The organism is Paenibacillus sp. FSL W7-1088 (genome assembly GCF_037969855.1).
GTDB lineage: Bacteria > Bacillota > Bacilli > Paenibacillales > Paenibacillaceae > Paenibacillus.
In genome coordinates this window covers 1,872,680-1,886,360 of sequence record NZ_CP150216.1, presented here as the reverse complement: position 1 = coordinate 1,886,360, position 13,681 = coordinate 1,872,680, and the positions used below count along the sequence as shown (strand labels likewise).

Sequence of the window (13,681 nt, the reverse complement as noted above, 5' to 3'; positions counted from 1 at the left end):
GTTAATCGATGTCTGCAAAAATCCACTTCGCAGCATCGCCATCCGCTTTCTTTTTCCAGAACACCATGCTAGGGCCGAACTCTTCCCCGTTCTCTCTTAATTCAGTAACCATCACAAGTGCCTCATAGAGCTTCTTTTGCTCTCGAATCTTGATCTTGCTCATTGAGATCACCTTCCGAACTTTTGAAACTGGCATGCCTGAGACTGGCGATTGCGGATCAAAAAGGCTCATATAGCCTTTCTCATCCTCTTCCCATATATAACGCATGCGAACGTTCATCAGTTTGACGATTTCCAGTTCATCACCTGTATACTTCGTTTCATCAAGGTAAACAGGAGGAATGCCCTTGTCTTTATTGGGTGCTTCTGCTTCATCGTCCTTCTGCTCAATTGCTTCATCAGTAACACTTTCCGTCACTGGAATCGTCGGTTTCTGCACAGCTTCATGGATTGTTTTATCCTGACAGGCAATTAAGAACAGAAATAATAACGACAACACGGTTAACTTTTTCATATCCAAGCCTCCAACATATGCACAACTTCGCCAAGATCTTTGCACTCATAATCCGGTGTAATCTGTTGAGGTTGGGGTTTTCCTTTTCGATTCAACCAGATAGCCTTAATTCCCGCATTTTGCGCTCCTTGTACATCACTAACCAGAGAATCCCCTATATGGATCACCTCATTTCGCTGCAAACCGTACCTGTTAATCGCTTCATCAAACATCTCTGACCTTGGCTTATAAGATCGAACATCCTCGCTAGTAATTACTCCGGTCACTTCAATGTGATGTGCCTTCATTGCGGCTTTCACGTCATCCGTATCGATATTAGAAAGGATATATACCGGAACTTCAAGAGAATGAAGAAAGGGAATTGAATCAGCAAATATACAAGGGTTACTCCAATGTGCCAACTGTTCCTGATTAAGTAACTCAGCTTGTAGATCCGATTTGAAATGGAGAAGCGTTTCTGCCAGAGATTGCACATTCAGCATTCTTTGCGTGGTAAACTGGCTGCCGTGGCTTGCATAAAACAATGTTGAAAAAGCCTTCCACCAGTAAGCACCGATCTCATCCGTTGTACATTCCACCTGTGCTGACGCTTGAACTTGTTTATAAATCACAGGAAGAATATCATCATCTTCATGAACAACTGTCCCATAGAAATCAAGGAAAATGGCTTTCATTCTATTCCTCCCACGAGAATAATCTCAATTCGAAAAAAAAACTTCCTATGTATGTTAAATTTTCTCTGTAGGTACATCATAACCCATAATGTGGAATTTGCGAATGAACCAAATAACGTAATCCGCCCCTTCTTACGAATTCTGTGCAACACAAAAACCACGCTGTTCTGCATGTTTGCATCATACAAAAGCGTGGTATGTCGATAAACCCTTTCTAAAACAGCAACCAACTATCTTTTAAAAAACATATTCATTACACCAATGGCTTTAATGTTGATCTCCTTACCCTCAGCATCCATAAAAGTCTCATTATACGTGGTAAAGATTCCCGCATGCTGTATATGTCCGCTTCTGAAATTAAGACTTTTTTCCTGGCCGTTCATGATCTGTGTATACGTCGTTTCATTGATGTCGTAGGAGACATGTATACCATACTGGCTTTCCAGCCATGTATAAAAATCAGTTCTGGTTGGATTGGTAATAATCATAATGACAACTAAAATGACAAGACCCATAACTACTGGTAATTTACGGATCATATGCCGGTCATAGCTAAATCTATTCTTCATCTTGTTCATTCCGCATCTTCGTTATCATCTCAACCTTTTTAGCCAAAACCCAGCCACTTAACCCATACGATGATGTAATGACAAAGTACAGATATTCCCCCTCGATCAACTTGGTTTCCAGCTCTTTATCAGTTTCATACGTAATAGGCCAGCCCTGACCTTTCCCCTTCTCCAACAACTCGCGATTGTAGTTGATAAAATGGTCTAAAGCAACCTCGTCAATATCGAAGATAATGCTACCTTGCAAGGGTGTTTCAAATGAGTGTGCTAATACACCTGAGAAAAGGATATCCGTATCTTCAGACAGATCAGAGTGATACGAACGGGTACGCATCCTAATGCGTTCATTCTCCAAATCGACTTCGTAACTTAATATGATGTTATCATGCACACTTGCCATTTTATGACCCCTTTCAAAGTTCCATTTAACTCATTGTTTGCTCTGCTTATGACCTGTTAAGCAACTGTTCGTCAAACCATACATCCTCATAATCTTCTGCAATCACAAACCGCCATCCCGGCGCAAGTCCGAGATACTTCTTAATTTTTGGGTCCCACTCATCGATGTGTGTTACATGTAAGGGTACAAAAAAATCATCTGCATCCGAGTATTTTTCTGCCCAAATATACCATCCGGTTGTATCTCCTACGGGCTGAATACGCATTCCGTGAATCGGTTGCAACTTTTCCTTGACGTTCCAGGCGATTCCGATCTTATGGTGCAGTTCACTGGGTACATAGTCTGCGCAATATTTCTGGCACATCTGCATCTGTTCCTGAATGGAATCAGCATTTGTCATCATTAATCATCTCATTTCTCACATGTTGGATATAACTAAGGTAGTTTGTAGTACTGTTTATAATTAGAGACCCATTCCTCTTTGGAAAAATTAACAAAGTCATATAAGTCACACTGTCTAAGATAGTTCAGAATATTGTTTAATTCTTCCGCTTTTTTCCTGCTATCTATTTTAGCATAGAAATAGAATTGAATTGTGTGAAGTACCTGTTATGTTAGAAGAATTTCGAATTAACACAGCATAGTTTCGCCTTCAAAAAGCATGAAAAAAAGAACTACTCCATGAAAAGTAGCTCTCCTATTGACCTTTACCCATACCTGCTGCTAAAGATCAAATCATCGATCCGTTATCAGCCATGTCTTTGCCTCTTCAGGATCAGCATAAAATGATACAGATTGCCCCAACTCCAGGCTCTTCAATCTTCTTTTCAATTTCCAACGATCCATCCCTGATAGTCCTACAAATGAGAGCTTATCCACATGATCTTTGAGATTATTTATGTTGCAGATTAACTGTTCCAAGACTTCTTTGGTAATCTTCGTCTCATACATATCCACCCAAACCTTGAGCTTTTTATTGATCCCTAAGATGAAAGCCTCTTCTTGTCTCATCACATCGAAAAGCTTATCTTGGTCCTTATGCTTGCTGCCATATTTCAGACAATGGATTTCTCCACCTTTATAATAATAAGGAAAAATAGATCCACCTGGAGATTTCATGAAATGATCACTCCTCCTTATATTTTGAGATTACTTTAGGCGTTGATCTCCGTAATCTCCAGATACATCTCCTGATTACTCCGAATTATTTCATTCATGTGTAAAATAGCAGCCTGCGCCGCGGCTCGATATTTAACGTATAGTTCTTCCGTTCTTTGCAGCAGGATCGGGTCTTTCTCCAAATCCGTGGGCAGAACCTCACGCCATGTGTCTCCATCTTTATTTTTATCTGTAATCAAACGCTCGATGTCGTCCAGCAGAGTTACCATTTCATTTTGATTAAAATAGCGCATCCCGTTCCTAATTCCATTCCAGCTCTTCATGTCAATAATGTTGTACGCCGAAAACCAATAAAACTCCGCCAGGCTTTTCGTATGGTTATGATAAGAATAGAACAAAAATATCGCTTGTTGCCCTTCATGTAATTGCCGATATACCTCCACTTTTGCTGCAACATCTTTACCACGAACGGAGATCAACATCGGTTGGACACATAGCCAGCTAAGCTGCTCAGAACCCAAATCTTCTGGTTTGACATTAACTTTCAATAACATGCTCCTCTCTACTTGCGATGATTGTACATTCGAACTTCCCTTGCGTCATATGTTAAGGATTCTTTGGTGTTTTTACTGCCGGATCACTCTCTCCACCCATTCTACGTCTGGACGTTTCTTTCCTGCCTGTCGCTGGAACATGGTTAGACACTTTAGCCAATCCGAATTTGGGCATATTCGCATATATGGTCTCATATGAACCGGATTGAGCTTTGTACGTTTCATGATAAATGCCCACGCTTCCATCCGATCCAACGGATTGGTTAAATCGTTTCCAAGCCTCACTGTACATGAACCCAGATACCGGTTTTCTGGGAACGGAATTTTTTATGAGCTGGCGTGGAGTGACTCTGCTGCAATATTGGAGATCTTATGATGAACTGGAGAAATACGCACGCGGTGGTCTGCACTTGCAGGTAACCACTTATGTATGGCCCACAGGCGATTAACCCTCATTCCAATAATAAAAACAACAAACTCGCCTTCGATCTCAGCTGAATATCTTCCCTTGTGTATGTTCGCCACATTAGTCCCCCTTTTTATCAAATATGCCGTCTTGTTTGCCGTAATTCATCCCCTACACCATTCTATATTGCAAAATCAGTTGAAGACCATTGATGCCCATTTTCCGCTCGCCCATATTCAGAAAACCTGCTTTTAGATACAGCTTTTGTGCTGCAATATTCCCCTCATTCACAGCTAAAATAATTTCATCGACCTTCGGATCAAGCTGCCTAACCAGTGTAGGCAGTTCCCTCATGGCAGTGAGTGCATACCCGTTCCCCTGATGTTCTAACGTAATGGATAACGCACGTACCAGTATTGTACGGGAAGTATCTCTTTCCTCTACGTATTCAGAATGTTTATGTAATATGAAGAAACCAACTGGAATCTCATCATTTAAAATCACTACCGGATATTTGTTCGGATTTTGGAAGGCTTCCTCCATCACTTCCGCAGGCATTGCAGTAAACTGAACCTGTTCATCACTTAATGAAAAATTAGCCAACTCTTGAGCGTACTTCTCATTATATAGGGCGAGGCTAATCCGTTTTTTCATTTAGAATACCTCCCACTTTGTAAACAACTGTCTAAGTCTTTGGGCCGTTGTTTGTATAAACTCTTCTATAGCTTCCATAGATAAAATGTTCAAATCATCTAAGGGCTCATTTTCAAGGTTATTTAAAAAGTCTGCTTTTTCTTTTCTATATTGATACACCTCTTGCTCCAGCAATCCACCTAAATCAAATGCTTGACCTGCTTCCAGCTTATTCAATAAATCCTGGTCATCAGACCCTTTTCTCAAAATCATAAATTCCAGCTTCGTAACATCCTGCGTATAAATACTTCGTCCATTGGCGTGTTCCTCATATGCGGGATAAATCTCGAAAGTCCAAACCCGATCCGTATATACATGGGCGATGTAGCCGCACAAATATTGCATGAACTTAGGATCACTCTGCGCGCGTTCTTTGTTGGAATTAAAAAATGCCCCGAGCTCTTCGTCTGTTGCAAATCGTCCTGTCTCTGGCATGAGATGAGTTTTTGCCTTTTCGACTTTTTCATTCGTTCTCACATGAATGGCGTCAGGAGCAAGACTTCCCACTATAAATTCAGGGGTTGGATCAGATAATAATTCAGACGTGATTGCAAAATGAACCATAGGCCAAGGCATAATAAATGCTCCTATCTCTATTAAAATGGGGGATTTTAATTTTTACTCACAAACTATATTTTCCCTATTCCCTCTCAAAATCTTCTTTATATCCTCTAGGGCTTAACGCAGAATTGTGAGTTCCCCTTGCATCAAATCTACCAATACAGGCTTCTGTACCTTGTTGATTGTGGAAATATCAATTTCATCTAGACTTTTAAAAACAAGCTCTAGCGATTCATTCTGTTCATCTTTAAATAAAAGGGTTGTTTGATCATCATCAAGTTTCCCACCCAACTCCGCGGAGACGTTGAACAGGAACATTACAAATACAACCTCGTTGCCATCCGGATATGTATATTTCATTTTCTCACCTGTGTAGATGGATGCCAGTTCATACGAACTCACGTCAAGCCCCGTTTCTTCTTTTACTTCTCTAATCATAGTTTCTTCAATACTCTCACCGGGCTCCATACCACCACCAGGTAATCCCCAATCGCCATAATCTGATCTTTTTTGCAGCAGTATTCTACCCATATGATCACGAATAATAGCTCCGCCCGTAACCACAATGCGGCTTGTCATTCATCATTCTCCTCTCTAATGGCTCGCTTCCCCTCTAGTGAATCTTTCATTCGTCATAACCCATGTATTGGTAAATGCGAATATCTAAAAGATCCTTTTTTTGACCAGAATCTCAGTTCCTTCTTCTTTGTATTTCGCAATAAATTCATTGGTCACATGATCATGATGAAGTATGCCCATATAGTCTGTGCCCGGCTTCTTCGGTCTGTAATCGGAATCAACTGTATAGATATTGAAGTGCACCTCATCTTCGTCTTCTGACACGTCCGTATGATTGAAAAGTACAATCACTTCATCTTTAGTTAGAAACTGAAAATCCCTTTGACTCTCTATAATATAAAAAGGATATTTCATCTCCTCTACATGAATTAAATTTTGGTATTCTTTCAGCTCTTCAGGAATTTGTTCCATGTAATGTAGCGCTACCTCTTCTGCTTGAAATATTCCTGAAATCCACTTGAACCTGCCTTTTGAAGCTACTATAACAAACAAATAATCATCCTTCCTAGTTACGATTCACATAAATCTAGTCCGTTCTTGCACGTACAAACGTCTGCGACAGAATCCGATGGCTGCCAGCGATGTTTTCAATTTCAATGCTATACTCCGACTCTACATATTCAATGTGATGTTGTTCATAGTATTTTTTCCAGAATGAAACAGCCGATTGGTTATTAGCCAGTTGCTCCACTTTGAATCTGCCCTGAAATTGTGCAAACACCCTATCAACCGCTTGAGCCGCTAGTCCTTGCCCACGATACTTTTTGACCAAAAATAGCTCTTGAACTGTAAAGTCGACATCACCATCTACATATGGAGGAGAGCAAACCAGCACAAGTCCAATTACCTTTCCTTCAAATAGAATAAAAAACGGATGTAATTCCGCCCGTTCCAGATAGAGATAGGTATTCGTTGGATCGAATTTCCCCTCTTCTAGCAAATCCTCACCCGAGAATTCGGAAAGATCATATAAATACAAGTTGTACAGGTTCAGAAATAACTCCTTCTTTTCTGCTAAAATTCTCGTGATTTGTACATTCATCATCATTGCACATCTCCCTTAATATGAGATTTACACTCAATCTTATCGATATACACAGCGCTCTTGCTGTGTCCTGCTCTCAATATATCGTTTCAACCACAGCAGATATAGGCAAAGTTTGATTTAAATCGTGAAGTATCCTGTCTTGGTGAAAATGCTTATGTATAAAAAATAGACCCTTTTACAGAGTCCGTTTAAGCATATTTGTCGTTTGCTTTTTCTTCCCAAGGTATGCAATAGCAAGTGCAACGGGATTAACAAAAGGTAATAAAGTCAGCCAGCCTATGAACGTAAGTATGGGAGCCAGGATCGAAATCACACCGAAAAAGAGCATAAGTGGAGATCCTTTCTTCAACCCCTGAACGAAAAGTACTAACCCTACTGCAATCCACATGATCAAAGCGATGCTAAGTATATTTAAAATCATCACCTCCATTTATACAGTAATCAACAATATCTAGAATTAACCGACTGACACTTATTTGATTAGATAATTAACTACAGGATAAGAAATCACGTTCCGGTCTCTATAGGTTGAGATCACCGCTTCGGAATGCGTACTGAGAATCCCATTTTGCAACATGACAGGTCTAAATCCTCGCTCTATCGCGCCATTATAAGTAAACAGAACACATTCCTCGGCGGCAAATCCCGATATGATCAACAGCTCAACACTACGGCTCTTCAGAATCTGCTCCAAGTCTGTCTGCCAGAATGCATTGGAGCTCTCCTTCGTCACCGTCAGATCCTTCTCATTCACATCAACCTCAGAAATAATACGATACGCCTCAGAATTTGAATCCTCCATCCCTTCCACGTCTTGTACATGAACTACCACATGGTCGCTCGAACGAAGCACGTCTGCAACATGATTGATATATTCACAAGCGCGGTCAATTGCTTTTTGATCTAATTTATCCCGTACAATACTCTCTTGCATATCCACGATCAGAAAACCTATTTTCATATCATCTCTCCTCTAAAATCAATCTTCTACTGATCCATTTTCATTTGCATTTTCATTCAAATATTGCAGCACAATATCCACGCGCTCCTGAACAGAATGACTCCCCTCAATCTTCAAAATCGGGCAACTTAAATCTTTCATCCAATGTTCATGCAGCGCTTTACTACGTACATTCAAACCTCCATCCTCATATTGAGAGGCCCACTCCAGAAACGCCTTGGACTCCTCATACATGCTTCCACCTGGCAAAATCGCATCACCATACCTCAGGGCTTCTCTCTTTCTCAGACGCTCAAGTCTGATCTCATTGGGTACATGCAGGAAAATGACCAGATCAAAACGCGACTTCAACTGATCCCCCCAACCACAAACCGACCCTGAGAGAATCCACTGCTGATGTTGATCCAGATCATCCGATAACATTTTTATTCTGTCCGACGGTTTCCTCCTTGAAGTGAACTTCTTAAGCCAATAATAGTCATCCGCATCCAGGTTGATATGAGGAAGCTTGGTTGTCAGTTCCTGACCCAGAGTAGAAGCTCCTGAGCCCGATGCGCCAAAGATATGTATTCGATGTTTCAAGTCAATCCCTCCTTTATGATGTTAATCGCTCCATTATTTCAGTCCTTGAACAATTCGTTCAGCATTCGGTCGCGATTTTCCAGGAAACTGCGGGTGATCTGATAATGCTCTGTATCCTCATAATCCACTTCCTGAATCTCACCATCGTCAAAGCTCAGAATGCATGCTCCCGGATATCCCAATAGAATTGGCGAATGCGTCGCGATAATAAATTGGGAATGGTCTGAAAGATCATGAAGAATGCGCAACAAGGAGAGTTGACGGGCTGGAGATAAGGCGGCTTCGGGCTCATCGAGCAGATAAATGCCTTTGGAATTGAATCGGTTCACGAACAGATTGAGAAATGACTCCCCGTGGGATTGTTCATGCAACGAACGCCCGCCGTAATAATCAATGGAATCCGTCGCATCGACATGTGATGCAAACTGGTAGAAGGACTCGGAACGCATGAAGAAGCCTTTGGAGATTTTGGGCAGCCAGGATAAACGCAAATAATCCCCTAATGACGATTCTGCAGCATCAATCTCAAAGTAGTTATTCCTCCCACCCCCGGCTGTATTGAATCCACATTGATGAGCGATACCTTCGAGCAGTGTGGACTTGCCCGATCCATTTTCGCCAACAAAGAAAGTAATGTTATTGTTGAATTCCAATCGCTCCAGAGACTGTATGGACGGTATGTGAAACGGATATTGATCCGGATTCTCGACTTTAGCAGACAGTAACTCCACACTTCGAAGATACATAGACACACTCCTATTTTATAAAGTTCGACTCCTACTGGTTTCAGTCCTGTTTATTGATCCAAGAATGGATGATATCTTTGCGGGTGATGATCTCAATGGTCCTGATAAAAAACCAGGTAAACCCGGCATAAAAACCGATATGCGGATATCGGAATGCCGCCGGTTTGTTGCCTTCGTAATAGAAGTGCCCAATCCAGGACAGGGCGTAATGGATAAGAGCCAGAACCAGCATGACTTTAATATTAATGAACAAGAAAATCCAGGCCACAAACGCCGATAAAAATGCGAAATAATGCAAGATGAGGTTGTTCCGATCCTGATGTTCCTGAAGATAATAACGCAAGTCCTTGCGAACACGGTTCAACATCCGGTCACACTCATTTCACCTAAAATGTGATCATGGCTCCTTTTTCATCAAATACGGCAGTTGGATTCCAAGTGACTTCCCAGCAGTTATTCTCCGGATCCAGGAAATAGGCGATTCTTCCACCCCAAGCAGCGTCGTAGGGCTCTTTAATTACATTGCCTCCGGCTGCGCGAATTTTCGCAATGGTATCATCAACATCTTCGGCTTTATCCACATTGATTGCCAGCAACGTTCCCTTCAACCCGTCAGATGCACTGAATGTCATACCCGTATCTTTCTCAAGCTCCTGAATGGGATATAACGATAACAATACACCTGTCGTTTCAAAGACACTGTACTGATCTGAACTGATTGCTGTCTCACTCCAGCCAAGCTTCTGATAGAACGAACGCAATTCAGACAAATGCATCGCACCGATAGTGACCAGACTCACTCGCTGTGGAACCATAATTTATTCCTCCCATGTACTTGTACTGATAGTGGTATGAATTCATCCATATAAGCTCCCAGTTCATTACATAAAATGGCTATCTCCATCGTACCCCATAACGAGGTTAACATGAAACGGTTATGAATGAAAAAAAGAGAGCAAGCGGTATGCTTACTCTCTCTGTGTTTTAATATACAAAGTTAATATTTAGAGTTAATATACAAATCTGCGCTGCGCCCAATAGCTGAACACAAAGATCGACACCTCTGTTAACAACTTGGCTGCAATCAGCGGGATAATCAATTTTTCATTGTAGAAGTACAACAATCCGTAATTTAATAGCAGAACGAGAATGACCAATGAGAAGTATTTTGGTAAAGACTGACGGACTCTGGACGTTTTTCCAGCTGAAAATACATACTTCCGATTAATCGTATAGTTGAAGATGGAACTGCACAGTCTCGCTGCAACGACAGATAGGAACAGATTATGCGTGAAGTACTGGATCACGAACAGTAAGCCAAAATCGATCAAGGCCGATAACACCGAAGACGTACTGAACATCAGAATCGGCATATAAATACGGAATGAATCTACCAATGGGCGAAAATGAGAAGATTTGTTATGATCCAGATAGACCGTATCAATAAACTCCTCCGTGATCTCATACCCTTCTTTATGCGCTGTTAGCAGCATGTTCATTTCGTATTCAAACCGTTCCCCCGCTATCTGGCACAACCAGTCCAGCATCGAGTACGGAAAACCTCGCAGGCCTGTCTGTGTATCATATACTTTCGTACCTGTCGTGAGAGAAAAGACTCCTCTTGTGACCGTGTTGCCAAAACGGCTGCGCGCTGGAATGGTTCCACTGAACCGACGGCTACCCAGTACAATTCCCGGGCTCGTTTGCTCCAATAGTACATCAAAGATGCGTTTGATATCATGCGGCAAATGCTGTCCGTCACTGTCTGCGCACACAATACCACCCTGTGGGCCATGTTCCTTGATATGTTGGAATCCTGTCTTTAGCGCACGCCCCTTGCCCAGATTAACCGTATGTGTCAGGACCGTACACCCATAAGCTTCTGCTGTCTCGAAAATCCCCCTGTAACCTGGCCCGCTACCATCATCTACAATGACAATGGGTCCTAACTGAAACGTCTGCAACTGTAACACGAGATTCAATAAACGAACATCCGGTTCGTATGATGGAATTAATATGGTCATGATCATTGTCCCTCCTTCAGATAAAGGATGTCACTTACGCCGCGTTCCTGGTTTCTACCCAGCGGATTATTAACAACCCGACCCATGAAATACATTGTGGATGAACCACCGCCGTCCAGATTGTAGGCTTCCTTTGCTCCAAGACCTTTCATGACATCGGCGAGCTCTGCGAGCGTCATGCCACGGCTGTCATCCTGTCGTCCGTCCACCACAACGAATACATAGTGATTCGGGGCGATCATGCCGATGGCAGTTCTCGGATTGGCATCCTGGATCGACCGGTTGCCAAAGTTGTTATCGATTTTCACACTGCTGAAGTCAGATACAATCTCACCGTCCTGAATCAGAATGGGCCCAAAAGATAACGTATTGGTCGCACCTTCCGCCAGCAGTTCCGATGAGGATACTGACGTCTCGTTATACGTCTTCATCGTACCGTCACTGAACAATGCCATCGCATCACGCACCGGATCATCCCGATATACCGTACCATTGCGGATAATTACGCCATCATCGCGGAAGCCGTAGTAGTCACCATTGATCGCAAAGATGGCGTTGTTAGCGGCTGCTATCTCTGAAGTGTTCTCGGTAATATTCGTGCCAAAGCTGTTATCTGCCAGAGCCGTTCGCAGGCTGCTCGCATCTGTCAGCTGTACATCTGCGACGTAATACGTGATCTGATCTGAGCCAGAGCCCGTCTGCACCTTGTCGATCTTGACCTGCATGTCATCGCTGGAATAGTTCCAGTCATCTGACGTTGCATTCACTTCAGTCGCCGGGGTTGAAGTATCGCTGGAGGTGCTGGTTGCTGATGTATTGTCATCCGCTACAACTACCTGCACATGCCGGATTAAATAGCGATCTGCCAGGCTGTATATCACGGTACCAAGGCCTAGCACAATAACAAGGGTGATCATCAGCCATTTGCGCCTTGGTTTTGCCTTTTTATATGGGTCGTTCTCGTTGGTTTTTGGATAGATCTTCATCATGTGAAGTTCACCTCTTCATCTAAGTTCTTAAGGCTCATCATAGGCTGGATAGCTTAAATGAATCTGAAACAGGCTGAACGCAAAGAAAGAAGGTCATCCATTCCCCCGAGAGGAAATCAGACAACCTTCCATATAAGTGATAATGATGGATCTCAATCTATATATGTACCCCAAATAGGGACAAGTACGATGCTAAAAAGCTTTCTATAAACGTGACTATTCACTTGCAAAGAGAGCATCGTATGCAGGGCAGGGTTTCTTTTCTAGATAATCCGTTAACGCTTGTGGCTGCTTGGTATAAATATCCTTCAAAGACGTACCCGTATATATATTACCGATCACGACTGGGTGGCATAACTCACAGATGAGAATATCTCCATTGCCGTGCAAATGCAGCTGCTTCGTCCCATCCACACAATTGGAGAAATACACACCCGATTGTTCTCGTAATCCCAATTGCTCCGCGAAACGATCCATACAGGTAAAATATAATGTCGTATCTTCTTTCTTGTGCTTGATCAGATCGTTTACGGAGTGGATGAGTGATTCTTTGGAAGCAATCTGGCTCCATTGACTATGTGGCATCACGATACTGTTCTGGATCTCATGGATGCGCACACCCAGTTCATAGACTTTATCGCTAATAGCCTGCATGTTGGCTTGGGTGCCTTCAAATAGCAGCGTCTCCAAGACGGTCTCCAGCCCTGCTTCAGTACAAAGACGAATGTTGTGCTCCAATCGCTCATACATGCGGGGATGTACACGGTAATACGCAGCATATGCATCCCGATCTGTATAGTTGAACGAAATATGAATATTGGACAAGCCTGCATCCCGCAAAGCATGAATTCGTTCTTCCGTTAGCAAGCTGGCATTGGTATTTAATTGCGTGTCGATGCCATGTTCCCCGCAATACGTCACAATCTCCAGGCAATCCTGAACTTTCAGAGTCACCTCTCCCCCGGACAAACGCACCCGCTTGAGCCGCGGAAGCTCACGGATGATTCGGATGACCTCTTGACCACTTATGCACTGCCCATCGTCCCGATTGTAGGCGCAGCAATAGTCGCATTTGTAATTGCAATTGGAGGTCACGCCGACCTCCAGTCCTTCCAGTTCATATACGCCGGGTGTTTCAAGCTCAAGTGATTTATATCTATTTTTCGCTGTCAATTCGATGTACCTCCCGATTCCTTATCCATGTTTTTTCAACTTGGAGATTATAGCGAATCTCGGTCGATGCCCGATATGACATTATGTAC

The 13,681-nt window shown here is 42.6% G+C and carries 21 protein-coding genes and 3 pseudogenes; 1 reads left to right on the top strand and 23 read right to left on the bottom strand.

Annotated features, from left to right (window positions below; all coding sequences use genetic code 11):
• Nucleotide 1: 1 nt before the first annotated feature.
• The 8 genes and pseudogenes from MKY42_RS08685 to MKY42_RS08650 form a co-directional block, all read right to left on the bottom strand.
• Nucleotides 2–514: a hypothetical protein gene (locus MKY42_RS08685; RefSeq protein WP_339850445.1), complete on the bottom strand. Its 513-nt coding sequence runs from the start codon at nt 512–514 to the stop codon at nt 2–4.
• Entirely contained in the window at nt 511–1,188 is a 678-nt protein-coding gene (locus MKY42_RS08680) for an HAD family hydrolase (RefSeq protein ID WP_339850444.1), read from the bottom strand. The genes MKY42_RS08685 and MKY42_RS08680 overlap by 4 nt, the downstream gene beginning before the upstream one ends.
• A gap of 230 nt (nt 1,189–1,418) precedes the next feature.
• Nucleotides 1,419–1,757, bottom strand: coding sequence for a hypothetical protein (locus MKY42_RS08675; protein WP_339850442.1), 339 nt, complete (start codon nt 1,755–1,757; stop codon nt 1,419–1,421).
• Nucleotides 1,747–2,157, bottom strand: a complete 411-nt coding sequence (locus MKY42_RS08670) for a hypothetical protein (protein WP_339850440.1) — start codon at nt 2,155–2,157, stop codon at nt 1,747–1,749. The genes MKY42_RS08675 and MKY42_RS08670 overlap by 11 nt, the downstream gene beginning before the upstream one ends.
• A 70-nt stretch (nt 2,158–2,227) precedes the next feature.
• Nucleotides 2,228–2,527, bottom strand: a pseudogene (locus MKY42_RS08665) (hypothetical protein); the annotation flags it as partial.
• A gap of 365 nt (nt 2,528–2,892) precedes the next feature.
• A complete protein-coding gene (locus MKY42_RS08660) occupies nt 2,893–3,276 on the bottom strand; it encodes a hypothetical protein (RefSeq protein ID WP_339850438.1) in 384 nt (127 codons plus the stop codon).
• 35 nt (nt 3,277–3,311) lie between these two features.
• Entirely contained in the window at nt 3,312–3,830 is a 519-nt protein-coding gene (locus tag MKY42_RS08655; protein ID WP_339850436.1) for a hypothetical protein, read from the bottom strand.
• A 52-nt stretch (nt 3,831–3,882) separates the two neighbouring features.
• Complete coding sequence (locus tag MKY42_RS08650; RefSeq protein ID WP_339850435.1) at nt 3,883–4,122, bottom strand: DUF4188 domain-containing protein; 240 nt, start codon at nt 4,120–4,122, stop codon at nt 3,883–3,885.
• Here MKY42_RS08650 and MKY42_RS08645 point away from each other — a divergent pair.
• Nucleotides 4,115–4,231 (top strand): annotated as a pseudogene (locus MKY42_RS08645) (DUF4188 domain-containing protein); the annotation flags it as partial. The gene MKY42_RS08650 and the pseudogene MKY42_RS08645 sit on opposite strands and share 8 nt — an antisense overlap.
• Nucleotides 4,232–4,244: 13 nt before the next feature.
• Here MKY42_RS08645 and MKY42_RS08640 read toward each other — a convergent pair.
• From MKY42_RS08640 to MKY42_RS08570, 15 genes and pseudogenes are all read right to left on the bottom strand, one after another.
• Nucleotides 4,245–4,355, bottom strand: a pseudogene (locus MKY42_RS08640) (DUF4188 domain-containing protein); the annotation flags it as partial.
• Nucleotides 4,356–4,407: 52 nt separating this feature from the next.
• Nucleotides 4,408–4,890, bottom strand: a complete 483-nt coding sequence (locus MKY42_RS08635; protein WP_339850434.1) for a GNAT family N-acetyltransferase — start codon at nt 4,888–4,890, stop codon at nt 4,408–4,410.
• Nucleotides 4,891–5,505: a hypothetical protein gene (locus MKY42_RS08630; protein WP_090894865.1), complete on the bottom strand. Its 615-nt coding sequence runs from the start codon at nt 5,503–5,505 to the stop codon at nt 4,891–4,893.
• 102 nt (nt 5,506–5,607) lie between these two features.
• A complete protein-coding gene (locus MKY42_RS08625; RefSeq protein WP_090894864.1) occupies nt 5,608–6,069 on the bottom strand; it encodes an NUDIX domain-containing protein in 462 nt (153 codons plus the stop codon).
• Between the two features lie 84 nt (nt 6,070–6,153).
• Nucleotides 6,154–6,561, bottom strand: coding sequence for a hypothetical protein (locus MKY42_RS08620; protein ID WP_090894861.1), 408 nt, complete (start codon nt 6,559–6,561; stop codon nt 6,154–6,156).
• A 34-nt stretch (nt 6,562–6,595) separates the two neighbouring features.
• Nucleotides 6,596–7,117: a GNAT family N-acetyltransferase gene (locus MKY42_RS08615; RefSeq protein WP_339850429.1), complete on the bottom strand. Its 522-nt coding sequence runs from the start codon at nt 7,115–7,117 to the stop codon at nt 6,596–6,598.
• Nucleotides 7,118–7,292: 175 nt separating this feature from the next.
• Entirely contained in the window at nt 7,293–7,505 is a 213-nt protein-coding gene (locus MKY42_RS08610; protein WP_339850427.1) for a hypothetical protein, read from the bottom strand.
• 84 nt (nt 7,506–7,589) lie between these two features.
• On the bottom strand, nt 7,590–8,078 hold the full coding sequence (locus MKY42_RS08605) for an isochorismatase family protein (protein ID WP_339850425.1): 489 nt from the start codon (nt 8,076–8,078) through the stop codon (nt 7,590–7,592).
• A gap of 18 nt (nt 8,079–8,096) precedes the next feature.
• Complete coding sequence (locus MKY42_RS08600) at nt 8,097–8,660, bottom strand: AAA family ATPase (protein WP_111619910.1); 564 nt, start codon at nt 8,658–8,660, stop codon at nt 8,097–8,099.
• A 38-nt stretch (nt 8,661–8,698) separates the two neighbouring features.
• Entirely contained in the window at nt 8,699–9,406 is a 708-nt protein-coding gene (locus tag MKY42_RS08595; protein WP_111619911.1) for an AAA family ATPase, read from the bottom strand.
• Nucleotides 9,407–9,446: 40 nt separating this feature from the next.
• Nucleotides 9,447–9,773, bottom strand: a complete 327-nt coding sequence (locus MKY42_RS08590; protein ID WP_111619912.1) for a DUF962 domain-containing protein — start codon at nt 9,771–9,773, stop codon at nt 9,447–9,449.
• A gap of 19 nt (nt 9,774–9,792) precedes the next feature.
• Nucleotides 9,793–10,221 (bottom strand): VOC family protein, encoded by a 429-nt coding sequence (locus MKY42_RS08585; protein ID WP_090894848.1) that lies wholly within the window; start codon nt 10,219–10,221, stop codon nt 9,793–9,795.
• 195 nt (nt 10,222–10,416) lie between these two features.
• Nucleotides 10,417–11,430, bottom strand: a complete 1,014-nt coding sequence (locus MKY42_RS08580; RefSeq protein ID WP_090894846.1) for a bifunctional glycosyltransferase family 2/GtrA family protein — start codon at nt 11,428–11,430, stop codon at nt 10,417–10,419.
• A gap of 2 nt (nt 11,431–11,432) precedes the next feature.
• Nucleotides 11,433–12,419 (bottom strand): phosphodiester glycosidase family protein, encoded by a 987-nt coding sequence (locus tag MKY42_RS08575; RefSeq protein ID WP_218152267.1) that lies wholly within the window; start codon nt 12,417–12,419, stop codon nt 11,433–11,435.
• Nucleotides 12,420–12,635: 216 nt separating this feature from the next.
• Complete coding sequence (locus tag MKY42_RS08570; RefSeq protein WP_090894844.1) at nt 12,636–13,592, bottom strand: radical SAM protein; 957 nt, start codon at nt 13,590–13,592, stop codon at nt 12,636–12,638.
• Nucleotides 13,593–13,681: the final 89 nt, after the last annotated feature.